The organism is Ruegeria arenilitoris, assembly GCF_013032445.1.
Taxonomy (GTDB): Bacteria; Pseudomonadota; Alphaproteobacteria; order Rhodobacterales; family Rhodobacteraceae; genus Ruegeria; species Ruegeria arenilitoris_F.
In genome coordinates, this window is sequence record NZ_WQCA01000001.1 from 62,634 (window position 1) to 79,578 (window position 16,945).

The 16,945-nt window shown below is 58.7% G+C and carries 19 protein-coding genes; 9 read left to right on the forward strand and 10 right to left on the reverse strand.

The genetic code is table 11. From position 1 onward, the window contains the following. Position 1 precedes the first annotated feature (1 nt). The 7 genes from GOW98_RS00280 to GOW98_RS00310 all read left to right on the forward strand — a co-directional run bounded on the left by GOW98_RS00280 (position 2) and on the right by GOW98_RS00310 (position 6,885). Positions 2-454, forward strand: coding sequence for a paraquat-inducible protein A (locus GOW98_RS00280; protein ID WP_170328893.1), 453 nt, complete (start codon positions 2-4; stop codon positions 452-454). A 286-nt stretch (positions 455-740) separates the two neighbouring features. Next, positions 741-1,388, forward strand: a complete 648-nt coding sequence (locus GOW98_RS00285; RefSeq protein ID WP_254437862.1) for a DNA repair protein — start codon at positions 741-743, stop codon at positions 1,386-1,388. A 122-nt stretch (positions 1,389-1,510) separates the two neighbouring features. Further along, positions 1,511-2,872, forward strand: a complete 1,362-nt coding sequence (gene radA, locus GOW98_RS00290) for a DNA repair protein RadA (RefSeq protein WP_170328897.1) — start codon at positions 1,511-1,513, stop codon at positions 2,870-2,872. A 41-nt stretch (positions 2,873-2,913) separates the two neighbouring features. Then, positions 2,914-3,534, forward strand: coding sequence for a CvpA family protein (locus GOW98_RS00295; RefSeq protein WP_170328900.1), 621 nt, complete (start codon positions 2,914-2,916; stop codon positions 3,532-3,534). 625 nt (positions 3,535-4,159) lie between these two features. Beyond that, the gene (purF, locus tag GOW98_RS00300) at positions 4,160-5,683 is read left to right on the forward strand and encodes an amidophosphoribosyltransferase (protein ID WP_170328902.1); all 1,524 of its coding nucleotides are present in this window, start codon (positions 4,160-4,162) and stop codon (positions 5,681-5,683) included. A gap of 267 nt (positions 5,684-5,950) precedes the next feature. After that, positions 5,951-6,199 carry a hypothetical protein gene (locus GOW98_RS00305; protein ID WP_170328905.1) on the forward strand — a complete coding sequence of 83 codons (249 nt, stop codon included), beginning with the start codon at positions 5,951-5,953 and terminating at the stop codon, positions 6,197-6,199. Positions 6,200-6,240: 41 nt separating this feature from the next. After that, positions 6,241-6,885 (forward strand): SDR family NAD(P)-dependent oxidoreductase, encoded by a 645-nt coding sequence (locus GOW98_RS00310; RefSeq protein ID WP_170328908.1) that lies wholly within the window; start codon positions 6,241-6,243, stop codon positions 6,883-6,885. Positions 6,886-6,943: 58 nt separating this feature from the next. On the opposite strand, the gene GOW98_RS00315 is transcribed toward GOW98_RS00310, so the two are convergent. From GOW98_RS00315 to GOW98_RS00330, 4 genes are all read right to left on the reverse strand, one after another. After that, on the reverse strand, positions 6,944-7,786 hold the full coding sequence (locus GOW98_RS00315) for an ATP-binding protein (protein WP_170328911.1): 843 nt from the start codon (positions 7,784-7,786) through the stop codon (positions 6,944-6,946). A 118-nt stretch (positions 7,787-7,904) separates the two neighbouring features. Beyond that, the gene (tatC, locus tag GOW98_RS00320; RefSeq protein ID WP_170328913.1) at positions 7,905-8,780 is read right to left on the reverse strand and encodes a twin-arginine translocase subunit TatC; all 876 of its coding nucleotides are present in this window, start codon (positions 8,778-8,780) and stop codon (positions 7,905-7,907) included. Beyond that, the gene (tatB, locus tag GOW98_RS00325; RefSeq protein WP_170328916.1) at positions 8,777-9,235 is read right to left on the reverse strand and encodes a Sec-independent protein translocase protein TatB; all 459 of its coding nucleotides are present in this window, start codon (positions 9,233-9,235) and stop codon (positions 8,777-8,779) included. The genes tatC and tatB overlap by 4 nt, the downstream gene beginning before the upstream one ends. 6 nt (positions 9,236-9,241) lie before the next feature. After that, positions 9,242-9,457 (reverse strand): twin-arginine translocase TatA/TatE family subunit, encoded by a 216-nt coding sequence (locus GOW98_RS00330; RefSeq protein WP_170328918.1) that lies wholly within the window; start codon positions 9,455-9,457, stop codon positions 9,242-9,244. A gap of 219 nt (positions 9,458-9,676) precedes the next feature. On the opposite strand from GOW98_RS00330, the gene GOW98_RS00335 reads away from it, so the two are divergent. After that, on the forward strand, positions 9,677-9,982 hold the full coding sequence (locus GOW98_RS00335) for a hypothetical protein (protein WP_170328921.1): 306 nt from the start codon (positions 9,677-9,679) through the stop codon (positions 9,980-9,982). Positions 9,983-10,003: 21 nt separating this feature from the next. Beyond that, entirely contained in the window at positions 10,004-10,675 is a 672-nt protein-coding gene (locus GOW98_RS00340; RefSeq protein ID WP_170328923.1) for a helix-turn-helix transcriptional regulator, read from the forward strand. A gap of 61 nt (positions 10,676-10,736) precedes the next feature. Here the strand turns inward: GOW98_RS00340 and GOW98_RS00345 are convergent, their stop codons facing one another. From GOW98_RS00345 to GOW98_RS00370, 6 genes are all read right to left on the reverse strand, one after another. After that, the gene (locus GOW98_RS00345) at positions 10,737-11,900 is read right to left on the reverse strand and encodes a peptidoglycan DD-metalloendopeptidase family protein (RefSeq protein ID WP_170328926.1); all 1,164 of its coding nucleotides are present in this window, start codon (positions 11,898-11,900) and stop codon (positions 10,737-10,739) included. 63 nt (positions 11,901-11,963) lie between these two features. After that, the gene (locus GOW98_RS00350; protein ID WP_170328928.1) at positions 11,964-12,614 is read right to left on the reverse strand and encodes a protein-L-isoaspartate(D-aspartate) O-methyltransferase; all 651 of its coding nucleotides are present in this window, start codon (positions 12,612-12,614) and stop codon (positions 11,964-11,966) included. Beyond that, positions 12,611-13,393 carry a 5'/3'-nucleotidase SurE gene (gene surE, locus GOW98_RS00355; RefSeq protein WP_170328930.1) on the reverse strand — a complete coding sequence of 261 codons (783 nt, stop codon included), beginning with the start codon at positions 13,391-13,393 and terminating at the stop codon, positions 12,611-12,613. The genes GOW98_RS00350 and surE overlap by 4 nt, the downstream gene beginning before the upstream one ends. Before the next feature lie 121 nt (positions 13,394-13,514). Beyond that, positions 13,515-14,636 (reverse strand): ABC transporter ATP-binding protein, encoded by a 1,122-nt coding sequence (locus GOW98_RS00360; RefSeq protein WP_170328932.1) that lies wholly within the window; start codon positions 14,634-14,636, stop codon positions 13,515-13,517. Between the two features lie 46 nt (positions 14,637-14,682). Next, on the reverse strand, positions 14,683-15,729 hold the full coding sequence (locus GOW98_RS00365) for a methyltransferase domain-containing protein (RefSeq protein WP_170328934.1): 1,047 nt from the start codon (positions 15,727-15,729) through the stop codon (positions 14,683-14,685). Between the two features lie 103 nt (positions 15,730-15,832). Next, on the reverse strand, positions 15,833-16,945 hold the full coding sequence (locus GOW98_RS00370) for a hypothetical protein (protein WP_170328936.1): 1,113 nt from the start codon (positions 16,943-16,945) through the stop codon (positions 15,833-15,835).

Genomic DNA, 16,945 nt, shown 5'->3' on the forward strand with positions numbered 1-16,945 from the left:
TATGACCCTCCGCCTCGCCACTCTTTCCCTCCTAATCCTCTACCCCATCGCTTGGTTCGCACCGCTAATGCGCGCAGGGCTTCTCCCAATCTTCGGCCTGTCGGAAATCAGCGTTATCACCGGCCTGCAATCCCTGTGGAAGTCGGACGTCTTTCTGGCACTCATCGTCACCGTCTTCGCCCTCTTTGCGCCCTACATCAAAACCATTGGCACCGCCCTGATCCAATGGGACCTGCTGGATGCCCGCGTCCAACCTGCGCTGAACATTCTCGGCAAGCTGGCCATGGCCGACATCTTCCTGATCGCGCTTTACATCACTTTGGCCAAGGGCATCTCCTACGCGACCATTGAGACCGCATGGGGTCTTTACCTGTTCACGGCCTGCATTCTGGCGTCGATCGCACTGGGCCACATTACCGAAATGACACGCAGTTCACGAAATTCTCAGAGCTAATTGATTGAAAACGTTTATCTGAGTATCATCTTATTATTTAGAGCAGTGAAAATTTGTAGTTTACGGGCCCGCAGCGGATCATTCTGCGTGTTTTAGGTGTCTCCGCTTGGGCTTGGTGTTAACCGGTTCCAGAAGGAGTTCGTCGATCATGACTGCCCTCCATAACATAACATTGCAATTTCAGAGTGCCTTTTTAAGACTGACTTTTTTACTGATATGCGTAGCAGCATTGGTTTCCGTTTCAGCCACACTTCTCTCGGCCTTTGGTATATTGCCCTGGCTATCGATGCAGGCCGGTTTCGGCGACGGCCAAGTCACCGACGCCGGGATGTTCATTCAGATCGGCTTGACTGCGCTGATTCTCATGCTGGCATTTTACCTGCCTGCCAATGCGCGGATGATGGCGCTGGAAAACAATCATCGTAAGTTCGCGCTGAACATGCACGACATTTCGTCCGCCTATCAGATGGCCCATGCCGCAGACCGCGAAGGTTTGTTCATGATGTCGTCCGAATTCGACGCGGTCAAAGAGCGCATGGGTTTTCTCCGCCAGCACCCCGACCTGCAATCGCTTGAACCTGAGATTCTGGAATTGGCCGCGCAGATGAGCCAGATCAGCCAGGATCTGGCTGAAACCTACGGCGACGCGCGGGTCAGCCGCGCCCGGACTTTCCTGCAACAGCGTCAGGAGGAGATTGAGTTGTTCCAGAAGCGGTTGCAAGAAGCGCAGGTAATCCAGAGCGAATTGCGCCAATGGACACGGGATGTCGAGTTAGAGGAATCCATCGCCAAATCCCAACTGTCCCGTTTGCGTGATGAACTGTTCGAACTGCTGCCCGAATTGTCGGCTCAATTGCAGACCCCTCCAAAAGACAACACGTCCAAGGCCTCCAGCGTTATTGCCATGTCACGCCCGCCCCGCGCTGCAGAGTAGGCGCGCAAGCGCCCGCCGCGGACGATGGCCCCCTCGGGGCCTGAGGACACGGCAACCCACCGGCCGAGATGAAAGCCCTGCAAGGGCTTGAAGAACCGCACGACCTCGGGCACCAAGGCCGCATGGCAAAGACGACTTTCTCTTGCTCGGCTTGTGGCGCGTCCCATTCGCGTTGGTCCGGGCGTTGTGACGCATGCGGTGAATGGAACACGATCACCCAGGACGTCCCCTTTTCCGCTGGCCCCGCTAAAAAATCCCTCGGTGGCAAACGCGGCCAGTCCATCGCACTCACGGACCTTTCCACCGAGGAAACACCTCCACCCCGCACCCTCTGCGGGGTCGAGGAACTGGACCGCGTGTTGGGCGGCGGCCTCGTCCCCGCCTCGGCACTGCTGGTGGGCGGAGACCCCGGCATCGGCAAATCCACCCTACTGCTGCAGGCCGCAGCTAGGTTTTCCCGCGCAGGTGTTAAAACCATCTATGTCTCAGGCGAGGAAGCCAGCGCTCAGGTCCGGATGCGTGCGCGTCGTCTGGGGCTTGAGGACGCGCCGGTCCAGCTGGCCGCCGAAACCAACCTGCGCAACATCCTGACAACGCTCGAGGCGGAAAAGCCCGGCCTTGCCATCATCGACTCGATTCAGACGATGTGGGCTGACAACGTGGATAGTGCCCCCGGCTCGGTGTCACAAGTCCGGGCCGCTGCGCATGAATTGACCACGTTTGCGAAACGACACGGCGTGTCGATCATCATGGTTGGCCACGTCACTAAGGAAGGTCAAATCGCTGGTCCCCGCGTGGTCGAGCATATGGTCGACACCGTCCTTTACTTCGAAGGCGAGCGTGGCCACCAATTCCGCATTTTGCGCGCCGTGAAAAATCGCTTTGGCCCCGCTGACGAGATCGGCGTCTTTGAGATGACCGGCAAAGGGTTGGCACAGGTCACCAACCCCTCGGCTCTGTTCCTTTCAGAACGCGGTACACCCAGCCCCGGATCTGCCGTTTTCGCCGGCATCGAAGGTACACGCCCTGTTCTGGTTGAATTGCAAGCACTGGTCGCACCGTCACCCCATTCCCAACCCCGCCGCACCGTCGTGGGCTGGGACAGCGGACGGTTGGCCATGATCCTCGCCGTGCTAGAGGCCCGCTGTGGCATCCCTTTTGCCGGGCTCGATGTCTATTTGAACGTTGCCGGAGGGTTGAAGGTCAGTGAACCTGCCGCTGATCTTGCGGTGGCCGCGGCGCTGCTGAGTGCCCGAGAAGACACAGCCCTGCCCGCAGATACAGTTGTTTTTGGAGAAATCTCGTTATCCGGAGCACTTAGACCTGCCCCTCAGACCGAAAACAGGTTGAAAGAAGCCCAAAAACTTGGTTTCACGTCGGCAATCGCTCCGGCCGGCGGTAAAACCGGCACTGTGGCAGGTCTGACACTTACCCGACACTCTGATTTGGTGGGGTTTGTTGGAGAAACCTTCGGAGCAGGTTAGGATAACGCCTTGAGGGGCAGAAAAAACTACGGGCGAGGGCCATGGAAGGTTTTACAATAATCGACGGGGTGGTTGCCCTGATCATCGTCGTATCGGGCCTTCTGGCCTATTCACGCGGTTTTTTGCGCGAAGTTTTGGCCATCGCGGGCTGGGTTGCAGCTGCAGTTCTTGCCTTCATCTTTGCGCCCCAAGCGGTACCGCTGGTGAAAGAGATCCCAGTGGTCGGAGATTTCCTGCGCGACAGCTGTGAACTTTCGGTGATCACTGGCTTCGCAGCTGTTTTTGCCATCGCACTGATCGTAGTCAGCATTTTTACGCCGCTGTTCTCGTCGATCGTTCAACGTTCGGCCCTTGGTGGATTGGACCAAGCGCTTGGCTTCTTCTTCGGAATCGCGCGCGGTATCCTTCTGGTTGCCATCGCCTTCTTTGTGTACGACACCGTGATGACCGGTCAGTCCTACACAATCGTTGATGAAAGCCGTTCAGCCAAAGTGTTCGAGCAGTTCAGCGACCGGATCGAAGAACAGAACCCTGAACAGGCCCTGGGCTGGGTCACGCAGCAATATGAAGAATTGGTCGCAAGCTGCAGCGCTGGTACCGATGCCAGGCAAGAGCCCGCCGCGCCGACCACCGAGGAAACGGCTCCTTCAACCACCGAATAACGAGAAAGCCCGGTTTTGACCGGGCTTTTTTCCTGTTGCGCGACGGGTATTAACTGACAAACCCCTCGCCCGCGCAGACAGTGCATCTGATAGTTTTCAGCCCGAAACAACCGTTGCAACGGTCAAAGATCGGCTTTCCGAGAACATCTCTGCTTTTAAACACCTCTCCGGCTCCGTTGCAGATTGGACAGGGTGCGCGGCCCATCCCCCGGCAACGGTGACACCGGCGCTTTACAGGTTCTTCCTTTTTTTTCCCTTGCTTGTGTTCCCACATAGCTAAGCCCCAATCGATCCCGCTTTGCGAAAAAACTTTTTTCGAGCGCAATGACAGCACAAGCCTGCAAACATGTCACCTTTTGTTACCGTGTCGGTTAAAATCCACCTTAGAGAAACGTCAATTGTGATCCTTTGATGACACAGGCCACATAAGGCATTATGTGGAGGCCGAACTGACATGGAATCGGAGCCACCGATCTTGCTGACCCTGTTTACTTTCGCGCTCGCCCTCGTGACGATAGCGCGTCTGCACCAACAGCCGGGATGGTGGCAAGGCGTACAGGTACACCCATGCAGATGTTCAGATCATCATCGCTAGTCAAAACGTCGTAGAAGTTGGAGCCCGTACATGTGTGGGATTTTGGGGATCGCAAGCAGGACGCATGATGTCTTTGCGGAAATCTATGACGGGCTGCTGATGCTGCAGCACCGGGGTCAGGATGCCTCGGGCATCGTCACCTATAACGATGAATTCTTCCGTGAGAAGAAAGCCAACGGTCTGGTCAAGGATGTGTTCAACGCCCAAGACGCCGAAACCTTGTTGGGCAAAGTCGGAATGGGACATGTTCGCTACCCCACCGCAGGGTCACTCAGTGCGTCCGAAGCACAGCCATTCTTCGTAAACGCGCCTTATGGCATCTATCTGGTCCACAACGGCAACATCACCAACACCGCTGAACAGCGCGTGAAGGTGACCGCGAAGTACAGCCGCCATCTGCGCACCACGTCGGATTCGGAAATCCTGCTGAACGTACTCGCCGACAAAGTGGCCGATGCGATTAAGGTCAATGGGAATGCCGAGCCGATCCGCAATCTCTTTGCCGGTGTGAAGATGACAATGGAACGGGTTCAGGGTGCCTATTCGGTGATCTGTCTGGTCGCCGGTGTCGGAATGCTGGCCTTCCGCGACCCCTATGGCATTCGCCCGCTGTCCGTCGCCAAGCGCGATGTCGATGGCGAAGGTGATGACTATGCTTTTGCCTCGGAAGACGTGGCCTTTGGCATCAACGGCTTTGACAAGCTGCGCGACGTCAAACCCGGTGAGGCGATCCTGATCGATCTGGACGGTAACATGCACACGTTCCAGGCGGTTGAAGGGCAGCTGACGCCGTGCATCTTTGAATATGTCTACCTCGCCCGCCCGGATTCGTTGCTGGATGGTGTTTCTGTCTACAAAACCCAGATGCGTATGGGGCAGACCTTGGCCTGCCAGATTGAGGCCGCTGGCCTTGATATCGACCGTATTATTCCCGTGCCCGACAGCGCCCGCCCAGTCGCGCTTGAGGTTGCGAAGGCGATTGGCATTCCTTACCGCGAGGGGCTGGTCAAGAATCGCTATGTCGGTCGAACCTTCATCATGCCCGGTCAGGAAGAGCGTCAGAAGTCCGTGCGCCGAAAGCTGAACGCGGTACCACTGGAGTTCAAGGATCACAACGTGCTGCTGATCGACGACTCGATCGTGCGTGGCAACACGATCAAGAAGATCGTGCAGATGTGCCGCGAGGCCGGTGCCAAGAAAGTCTATATCGCCAGCGCCTCACCGCCTGTTAAGTTCCCGAATGTCTACGGCATCGACATGCCCACAAAGCATGAGCTGATCGCCAATGGCAAAGATATCGAGGAAATCCGGCAGGAACTGGGTGCTGACGCCTTGTTCTATCAGGAGCTCGACGACCTGATCTGGGCTGCACAGGAAGGCAACCCCGAGATTAAGGCCTTCGATTGTTCCTGCTTTGATGGCAACTACATCACCGGCAGTGTCAGCGACGATTATCTGGACAGCCTGGAAAACAGCAGCCGCGTCAGCAAAAAGCGCGAAGACATGCAGGTACCCGGCGGCTCATGGAACGGTGCGAAATTGGCATCCGGATAGGTTCACAACCCGAATCAATTTCATTGATGGCCCGCTTCGCTTGAGTGAAGCGGGCCATTTTCTTTCGGGTTTTACGACCGATGAGTGGGATTTCGCGCACAACCCTTCGATGAAGAAATTGCAATCGCAATGGCTTCGGTGGAGATGTGAAACCGGCCGTTTTCTCGTCCTTCGACTGGGGTTTTAGTCGTGGTTCCGGTTTGCTAGGCCACCCGCAACCATCCACTCACAATAGGGATCCAGTCGCTGCGATTGGGGCCAGAACTAATGTCAAACTCAACCGTCAAAAGTGCGGCCACCCAAAGGGGCGCACTGAACAAAAGCTCTGTGTCCGTTCTGGGCGTATTTGGCCCAAAATCGGACATGCGCGCGCTGGTTCGCATGTCTTCGGGACGCGTGAAAGAAATCAAGCCTGGAAGCAGGGTATCGACTGGCACCGTTATTGCTATTGATGCCGAAGGCGTGATGCTGCGACAAAGCGGCCAGACCAAACGGATCACCATTCCCGGCAGCTAAACTGGCTTGACGCCCTGCGTGCAGGGGTTCAAACCGCTGTTATGACCGATCAGAATAAAATTGCCCTCGTCACCGGGGCCTCTCGCGGGCTGGGCGCTGCCCTGGCCGAAGCACTGGCACCTGAATACCACATTGTCGCTGTCGCCCGCACCACCGGCGGGTTGGAAGAGTTGGATGACCGTATTCAGGCAAAAGGCGGTGCGGCCACGCTTGCCCCCATGGACATCGCCGATCCGAATGCCATGGCGACCCTGTGCCGGGGTATTCATGACCGTTGGGGCAAAGTTGATCTGTGGCTGCACACGGCGGTCCACACCTCGGCCTTGACGCCCACGCATTTCATCGACCCGAAGGAATGGACTAAGGCCGTCAACACTAACGCCACGGCCACGTCGGTTCTGATCCCCTACATCGCCCCCCTTTTGGGTGAGGCGGGTCATGCGGTGTTCTTCGATGACCCCAAAGCGGGCGAGAAATTCTATGGTATCTACGGTGCAACCAAGGCCGCACAAATGGCGCTGGCGCGCAGCTGGGCGCTGGAAACCGAACGCACTGGTCCACGAGTGACAATTGTCGAGCCCAAGCCGATGCCAACGGCTGTGCGCGCCCGGTTCCATCCCGGTGAAGATCGGGATGTGTTGACCAGCACTGCGGATGAGGCTGCGCGGATTCTGGCGCTTCTGTAAGGAATGGCCTTTTGGGCCATGCCTCCGGCAGTATTTGGGAAAAGATAAAGCGGGCGGGTTACGCGATATGCACGCCGTTGCGCCCGGCAAGATCGACGAAAAACTGCCATGCCACGCGGCCCGAACGTGCGCCCCGTGTAGCCTGCCATTCGATGGCTTCGGCGCGCAGAGGCTCGGGGGCAACTGAGACTCCATAGGCCGCGCAATAGCGGTCGATCATCGCCAGGTATTCATCCTGATCACAGGGGTGGAAACCCAGCCACAAACCAAACCGGTCGGACAGTGAGACCTTTTCCTCAACCGCTTCGGACGGGTTTATGGCGCTAGAGCGTTCGTTCTCGATCATGTCCCGCGGCATCAGGTGGCGTCGGTTCGAGGTGGCATAGAAAACGACGTTTTCAGGGCGGCCTTCGATGCCACCGTCCAGCACCGCCTTGAGCGATTTATAATGCTGGTCGTCATGGCTGAAGGACAGGTCATCGCAGAACAGGATGAAGCGGTGCGGCGCGGCGCGCAGATGGTTCAGTAGGCGCGCGACCGAGCCCATGTCTTCGCGCTGAAGTTCCACCAGTTTCAGGTCCGGGAAATCCGCCTGCAACGTGCCATGAACCGCTTTGACGAGGCTGGATTTGCCCATCCCCCGCGCGCCCCAGAGCAAGGCGTTATTGGCTTTAAAACCGGCCGCAAAGCGCCGTGTGTTGTCCAGCAACGTATCGCGGGAGCGATTGATGCCGACCAGCAGCTCCAGATCGACGCGGTTTACCTGCGTCACCGGTTCCAGCCGATCCGGCTCTACATGCCAGACAAAGGCCGGGGCTGCGGCAAATTCCGGTGCGGCCAGAGGGGCTGGCGCGATACGCTCCAGCGCGTCAGCGATGCGGTTCAGGGCTTGGTCGTCCATTGGGGCCTCCGGTCGTGTTTTGCAGGGTTCAAACCATGTTCCGCCCCCCGCAACAAGAGCCGCAAATGAAAAAGGCGCGCCGTGTCGGGCACGCCTGATCCTTTAGAGTCCGGCCAGCTTACTTGCCGTCTTCTTCCATTACGATCTCTTCGTCAGCCTCTTCTTCGTCGTCATAGTAGCCGTCTGCGCGTAGTTGTTCCTCGCGCTTTTTCTCGACCCGAGCGACGAGGAAGATCGACACCTCGTAAAGCCCATAGACCACCACAAAGAGGATGATCTGCGTGATCACGTCCGGCGGGGTGACCAGCGCAGCCAGCACCAGAATAGCGACCACGGCGTATTTTCGCACCGAGCCCAGCCCTTCGGCGGTGACCAGTCCGGCCTTGCCCATCAGGGTCAGCAGAACCGGCAGCTGGAAGCACAGGCCGAAGGCCACGATGAATTTGATCGTCAGGTTCAGATATTCCTGCGCCGAGCCCTGAAACACGACGCTCAGCGGTGCAGAGGTTGCGCCTTCGGTTACGGCCTCACCTTCGGCCCCGAATTGCTGGAAGCCAAGGAAGAAGTCATAGGCCAGCGGCGTGACCACGTAGAAAGCAAAGCTTGCGCCCAGCAGAAACATGAAAGGCGAGGCCAGCATGAACGGCAGGAACGCGTTCTTTTCTGATTTGTACAATCCCGGTGCCACGAACCGCCACATCTGCATCCCGATATAGGGAAAGGCCAGAATGAAGCCGCCCAGCAGCGAGACTTTGATGGCGACAAAGAAGCCCTCTTGCGGCGAGATGAAGATCAACCCGCAATCCTGTCCCCGTTCAGCCAGAACACTGCACAAGGGGTTCGTCAGGAAGTTAAAGAGGGGCGTGGCCACCGTGAAGCAGATGATCATCCCAACCAGAAACGCCACGACGCAGTGAATCAACCGCGTGCGCAACTCCGCCAGGTGCTCGATCAATGGGGCCGAGCTGTCCTCGATCTCGTCGGTTTTGGTCATGTCTTGCTTTCGGTTTTCAGCGCGGCTTCCGCCTCTTCGGCCTTGGCCAGAGCGTCAGCAGCTTCCTTGGCCTTGCGCTCGGCAGCAGCGCGTGCGGTCGAAGCCTGAATCTTTTTGGCCTGCTCGGCCCGTTCAGCGGCCAGTTTGCCGGTCTCGCTGTCGGGGTCGAACTTGGTCGGGTCGATGCTTTTCGCCAGATCCTGCGCGGCCTCTTTCACACCGTCCATGGCGCTGCCCACAGGGTTGGTGGCCGCGTTGAGACCTTTCTTGATCTCATTCACGCCTGCCTGATCGGCTGCTTCGTTCATGGCGCTGGAAAACTCGCGCGCCATGCCACGGGCCTTGCCGACAAAGCGACCGACATTGCGGAACAGCACCGGCAGGTCCTTTGGCCCCACAACGATCAGGGCAACAACGCCGATGACCAGAAGCTCGGTCCAGCCCAGATCAAACATCTGAACTTAGACCTTATCTTTGTCAGTCTCGGGGGTGACGTCCTTGGCCACTTCGGCAGCGTCCTGCTCCAGCTCATCCGCGCCTTCTTTTACGCCGCGCTTGAACGAGGTGATGCCCTTACCCACTTCGCCCATCAACGAGCTGATTTTGCCGCGGCCAAACAGCACCAGCACCACAACGGCGATCAGCAGAAGACCGGGAAGGCCGATATTGTTGAGCATGTCTCTTCTCCTTAGTACGTCGGCGCCACGCGCCGGGAATGTTGTCTGGCACAGGTCTACGCTTCCAAACCCGTGGGCAAAAGTGAGGCAAGTCAATTCCGCGCCGAATTGTGAACGGATCGAACGTTTTTTACGGGTTGGCCTTCCTCAACTGACAGGTTTATGTCAGTTGTAGGTGGCTAGGTAGAGGGCATCGAAACCTGGTCAACGGAGATTCAAATGACCCATGTTGCAGAAATCGTCACCTTCACCCTCGCCAATGGCACCTCGGCGGAAGAGTTTGTAAAACTTAGCCAGGCTTCCGAGGCGTTCGTCCGCTCGGCGCCGGGCTTTACCCATCGGCAGCTGAGCCAGGGCGAAGATGGCCGCTGGACCGACTATGTTGTCTGGACCGATATGAAAGCCGCTAAGGACGCTGCCGCACAGTTCCCGCAGCAAGACTTCTGTGCGGGTTTGATGGCCGCCATCGACCCTGAAAGCATCCAGATGCGCCATGAGAATGTGCTATGGAATATGACCGCCTAAGCGCGGCCCGGATGGCGTGACATGCGCCGCACGGATCGCCTGTTCGATATCATCCAGATCCTGCGCGACGGCAAACTGCATCGCGCGCAGGACATCGCGAACCGGCTCGAAGTGTCGGTCCGAACGATCTATCGCGACATGGATACGCTGGTTGCCTCAGGGGTTCCGGTCGAGGGAGAACGCGGCGTCGGCTATTTGGTCCGCGAGCAGATCACCCTGCCCCCGCTGAACCTGACACCTGCAGAGCTTGAGGCGCTGAATCTCGGCATGGCCATCGTGGCCGAAGCTGCCGACCCTGATCTGAAAGCAGCAGCCGAGTCGCTCGCCGATAAGATAGATGCAGTCTTGCCTACTCAGGTGGTGGCCGAAGCGGATACGTGGAAATTCGCCGTCTATCCTTTCGCTGATGCCGCACGCGGATTGGCGCACATGGCCCCAATCCGGACCGCTATCAAGTCCCGTCAGAAACTACATCTTTCCTACCGTCGGATTGATGGTGTTCTGACCAAGCGCGCCATCCGCCCCCTGCACATGGAATACTGGGGGCGCGTCTGGACTCTGACGGCCTGGTGCGAGTTACGAGAAGGCTTTCGCGTCTTCCGCATCGACCTGATCGAAGCCGTCGAGCCGCTGCCGGAGATTTTCGCCGACGAACCCGGCAAGCGTTTGAGCGACTTCGATCCTCACGCCTGACCGACTTCATCTTTTCCCAAATACTTCCGCCGGGGGCGTGGCCCAGAACGGGCCATTTCCGTCACTTCAAGTAAGGCTCGGGATCAACCGACTCAAACCCCTTGCGCACTTCAAAATGGACATAGGAGTTTTCCCCACCACGCAACGACGCGATCTGTTGCCCGCGGCGCACCCGGTCGCCCTTCTTGACCGTGGCCTTGTCGACATTCGCGTAGACAGTGAGAAGGTCACTATTGTGCTTGATCACGATGATTGGCACCTGATCGGCATCCGCGGTGATCGCTGCAACGGTTCCAGCCTCAGCAGCTTTGACCGGCGCGCCCGGTCCGGCAGCGATGTCGATGCCTTCGTTCTTGCCTTTGTCATACGTCCGGATGATCGTCCCCGCCACCGGCAAACCAAGAGCCGAGTTGCTCTGGCTGGTCGGCGGCTCAGCCGTCACATCGGGTGCTGGCGTGGCCGGAGCGATCACTTCGTCAGGCAAAGGTTGCGTGGCGCTCGGAGGTGTCGGTGTGGGCGACCCCTGCCCCGGCTGCGTCACATTGGTGGCAGGTACAGCCGCTTGCTGTGGCGCAGGCTGGTTCTTGATCGGAATTAGCAGGAACTGGTCCTCGCGGACGGTAAAGTCCGAATCCAGCCCGTTCCATTCGGCCAGCGAATTAACCGGGACATCATACAGCCGCGAGATGGTAAAGGCCGTTTCGCCCCGTTTAACTTTGTGACGGATCGGCTCGGGGCCCGATGCGGCAGAAGGTGTCGGCGCGGACGCCGCAGGTTGCGCAGGTTCCAACGTCGATGTCCGGACCGAGCCGCCCGCCGGAGCCTCATCAATTGCGGTTCCGGCAATGGTGGCGATATCCACCGTGCTGGCTGCGGCAACCGTGCGCGGTAGGGCGATGATTTCGCCGTCGCGTAGCTGGTCGGTGGGTTGCAATCCGTTGAAACGGGCTAACTCAGCCACTGGCAATCCGACACGGGCTGCCACGTCGTTGACGGTATCGCCCCGGCGTGCAACAGCGACCTGATAGTTTGGATAGGTGATCACTCCGCGCGCGTCAGGTGTTGGGCGATTAGCGGTCACGCCCCGCGCGGCATCGGCGGTCGAGAATCCCCCGACCTCCCCACGCAGGTCATAATCGAACGGGCCTTCGCACCCGGCCAGAATCACTACGGCTGCCACCCCGGTCGCGCAGCGGATCATCGCTGATTTGGAAACTGCTCTCATTTTACTGTCCTCAACACCTGCCCCTGTTCTCCGGGGTTCCGGTGCATATTGTAGAATACTGTTTTACGCCCCGTCCCTGCCAAGACCCTCTAGCAAGGGCACGAAACGAACGGGCAACAATTCGTCATAGTCCAGACCGGTTTCGGTACGCCGGACCCGGATCAGGGTCTGAACCGCGTCCGACTGTCCCACCGGCAATACCATGATACCGCCGATTTTAAGCTGCGCCAAGAGCGGCCCTGGTGGGTCTTCTGCCGCAGCCGTCACAATGATTCGATCAAACGGGGCCTGCTCGGACAAACCGAAGGATCCATCCGACAGCATCGCGGTGACATTAGTCAGCCCCAACTCGCGAAACAACTGCCCGGTTTCACGCACCAGCCGCTTGTGGCGTTCGACTGTGTAGACCCGACGCGCCAGCTTGGACAGGATCGCCGCCTGATAACCCGAGCCGGTACCGACCTCGAGCACCGTATCCCGCGGGCTGACCTCAAGCGCCTGCGTCATAAGCCCCACGACCGAGGGCTGGCTGATCGTCTGCCCGCAGGCAATCGGCAGTGGCGTGTCCTCGTATGCCCGCTCGGCAAACAATCCTTTAACGAACTGCCCGCGATCAACCTGCTCCATCGCGGCCAGTACACGCGCATCCGTGACGCCCCGCGACCGCAGGGCGAACAGGAACTGCATTTTTGTTTCGGGGTCCAGTCCGGTCATTCGATTGTCTTCAGTGCCTCAAGCGCATCGTGCGCCGTCAGATCGGCCCGCATCGGCGTGACCGAGATATAGCCCGCCAGATTGACCGCCGCATCCGTACCCGGCGCGGTCGGATTGTGCTGATATCCGCCCTTGATCCACAGGAACCGCCGCCCCGAAGGCGAGCTGTGCGGCTCGACCGAGAAATGGGTGTCGCGGCGATAGCCCTGTGGGGCCACACGCGTGCCCAGCACTTCGTCGGCAGGCACGGGCGGGAAATTCACGTTGTAAAACAGGCGGTAGTCACCCTGCGCTGCCGGAGTCGCGTCCAGGATTTTCCGCACCAGAACAGCGCCGAAACGGGTTGCGGCCTCGAACGGGTCGTCCAGCCCCAGATTGCGCGGGCCGAAATATTGCGACAGCGCAATCGCCGGGATGCCCTGCAACGCCGCCTCCATCGCACCTCCAACCGTGCCGGAATAAAGCGTATTCTCGGCCGAGTTGTTGCCCCGGTTCACCCCCGACAACACCAGATCAGGCCGCGCGTCTTTCATCACGTCATGCAGCCCGGCCAGCACGCAATCGGCCGGAGAGCCTTCGGCGGCAAAGCGGCGCTCGCCCAGCTTGGCGACCATCATCGGGTGGGTGTAGCTGATACAGTGGCCGACGCCTGATTGTTCGAATGCGGGGGCGACAACCCACACTTCACCATCCGGGCCGGCCAGATCAGCTGCAATCGCTTCCAAGGCGATCAGGCCCGGCGCGTTTATGCCGTCATCATTGGTTAAAAGAATACGCATATGCCCCATCCACCGCAGCGTTTTGACCTTGATAGACCCGCCCCCGCGCGGCGGCAAGCAACGCGAACCCGCAATCTGCGGCTTTCGCGCACCACTTTGGCCTAAACTGTGGTTTCAGACCCTAAACCGGGAAAACAAAGCACCGATCCCGGCGCACAGTCAGCCACATGACCCGCCCCGGATTGGGCACAAAGACATTTGGCACGGTGGCCTTCAGGACCGAGCCGTCATGGTCCATCCGAAACTCCACCAGGCTTTCATTGCCCAGAAACCGTGCCCTCTCGACCACGCCGCGGGCGGCGACCCCGTCGGTTGCCGTGGGCAGTGGCCCTTTGCCATTGCGGTCAAAGTCTAGCCGGACGTGCTGAGGCCGAAATACAATCTCAACATCCGTTCCATCCGGGACGCCCGGGGCCAGAAACTGGCCGAACGGAGTTTTCGTCAACGCACCTTCAACTCTGCCTCGCAACACGTTAACATCACTGAAGAATGCCACCGCAGCCTTGTCAACCGGGCGAGTATAGACGTTGTACGGTGCACCCTGCTGCACGATCTTGCCGCGCCGCATCAGGGCGATCTCATCGGCCATGCGCATTGCCTCTTCCGGCTCATGCGTCACCAGCACGACAGCCGCATCTTCTTCTTTGAGGATCGCCAGCGTTTCATCGCGAATACCGTCGCGCAGGCGGTTGTCGAGACCCGAGAACGGCTCGTCCATAAGCATGATGCGCGGGCGCGGCGCCAGCGCTCGCGCCAGAGCCACACGTTGCTGTTCACCCCCCGACAGATGATGCGGGAACTTGTCGATGAAATGGATCAGATCGACCTTGCGCAGCAGTTCTTCGACGCGGGTGCGTTTTTCCTCTTTGCGACCAGTCAAACCAAAGGCCACGTTGTCGGCGACATTCAAATGCGGGAACAGGGCAAAATCCTGAAACATCAACCCGATCTCGCGCCGCTCGGGCGGCACACGAAACACTGTGTCGCAAATCAGCTTGCCGTCGACATAGATCTCCCCAGACTCCTGCATCTCGACCCCGGCAATCATGCGCAGAGTAGTCGACTTACCGCAGCCCGACGGACCCAGCAGACAGGTCACCTTCCCCGCCTCAACAGTCAGAGAGACGTCGTCCACAACGATGCGCCCCTCGTACCGGGCGATCATATTGCGGATTTCCAGACGAGGAGGAGTTGCGTCAACTGTCACCGATGGACCCCATTGCCTTTTCCCGATCAATTTCATCGGGCTTTAGGCGGGGATAGCAACCCCGCCCGTCAGGCGCAAGGGATCAGCAGCACCCGCCCGAGGGGGTTTCGCCGTTCGCTTCGAACGGGCTTTCGCCGCCGCAACCTTCAAAGATTCCATAATGGGTCGAGAAATCGCCGATGAAGTCGAAATGCCGGGCAAACCGGGTGTCTTTCAGCATCATCCAGGTGTTGCCGCAGACCGGGAAAACCTTGCCGGTTTCGATCGCATGGTGGTCATCCAGTTCGAACAGATGCGGCGCGTTGGGGATGGTGCCTTTGTAAATTACCGCCTGACCGTAATCCTCACAGGCTGGTTCCAGTTCGGGCAGCTTGAACAGACGATACGTTGCCGAGAGGAACTTCAGCGGCTCCACACGTTCTTCCAGCACCGGGTTTTCGATGGTCAGCGGGCGGTGTGTCACACGGCGCGGATCGCCGAAACCCGCCTTGCGCGAGATCGACAGAAAGTCGTTCCAATACAGCGCACCGGACAAGCATTCGCCGTACAGAACCTCATCCTCGGCCATTTCCTGCGGAATACGGCGGTCGGCGTAGACGTCCGAGAAATACATCTCGCCACCCTCTTTCAACAAGCGGTGCGCGCCGCGCAGAACGGCCTCTTTGTCGGTGGCAAGATTGATCACGCAATTTGAGACGATGATGTCGAAGGAACCGGGTTCAAGATCCAGTTCATCCAGTTTTTCGATATAGCCGTGGTGGAATTCCACGTTGCTGGCCGCGTGACCAAACGCCTGCGCGTGGTAATCCTGATGCGCGCGGGCGACGTCCAACTGCTCGGGCGTCATATCGACGCCGACGACGCGACCCTTTTCGCCCACCATCGCGGACAGGGCGTAAACATCGCGGCCCGCGCCACATCCCAGATCAAGGATGCTCATCCCCTCAAGATCCAGCGGCGCGATCAGGCCGCAGCCATAGTAACGAGTCAGCACGTCGTCATGAATTTTCGAAAGGATCTTTTTGACATGATCCGGCATGTCATCGGGCGTGCAGCACGCGTTGGTTTGCAAATCAGCGCTGCCCTGCAGGACCTCGCCATAGTAGTTCTGCACCGATTCATGCTTCATCGCAGCTATCCCTTTTCCTCACTGGCTGCATCGCAGCTAATGCAGTGCTGGTCCGGGTGCAATCCGGGCCTGTCAGATTTGACGAAAGCGTGAGAGTGCCGGGTTACTCCAGCAGGTTGAAATCGACGCCTGCGCGCACCTGCCCGTTCACCTGAATCTCAAGTCGATGTGCGCCGGGGACCAGTTGGAACGTGGTCGCGTTGCCCTTCAGCTTGTGCTTCTTACTCAGCTTCAGCGAGCCGTCCTGCAGTGCGGCCTGCTTCAGCTTATGCACCTTGGCTGAGGTTTTTCCGCCAGGCCTTTGAAAGTGAATAATATAATCCACAAGAACGGCTTGATCTCCGGCTCCGTTCAAGGTCACTTCGAACTCCAGCGCTTCACCAATCCGGGCGTCGCCATTCACCTGAACATCCGCCGCAACCTTGGCATCCGGGTCATAGCCCAGCATCTTCATGGCCCCCGGATGACCAGATTTCACCAGCCCTCTCAGGGTATGAGAGGTCATCCAGCGCAGCTCATCCTGCTCCTGCTGCTTGGCCGAAGCCCAGACCTGAAGCCGATCCAGCACCAGTTCGGGGTCTTTCTTGGTAATGTCGTTCAGGTGGTTCGCCACCGACCGTGTGACATAGCGTGTCGGGTCGCCATGCAACCGGTCCAGCATCGGCAGAGGGTCAGCTATATCCAGCCCAACCGCCTGCCCCCACGGCAGGCGTGGACGTGTGCCTTCACTGACCAAACGGCGCACATGGTAACTGACATGCCCACACCAGAGCTCCATCCGCGCCAGCACTAAGTCCGGGTGTTGATTGAGGAACGGGCGGATAGCCCATTCCATCGAGAACCGTTGCGTCAACTCCTCAAGTAAGTCCAGAGCCAGATCGGGATGGTCCAAACCAACGTTGACCACCCAATCCCCCAGAGGCGCAAAGATGAAATCGCCGAAATCATCATCCGTCTTGGTCGGGTCCAGCGGCGGAGGCAGCGCGCGCAGCAGGGTCGACGCCACGTCTGGCAAATCTCCGGGCACCGCCTGTTGCAGGCATTCGGCGATCCAAGCCATACGCTCCTTCAGCTCAAGCCCCAACAAGCGGGACATAACCTGCGCCTCGAACGCCTCAGCGTCAAAGGACGGATCCGCTCCGGCAAAAAGCCCTGCCAGATAGCGGGTCTTTTCGGCATTGAATAACTGGTCCTTGAGCGAAAAATTCTGAGCCAT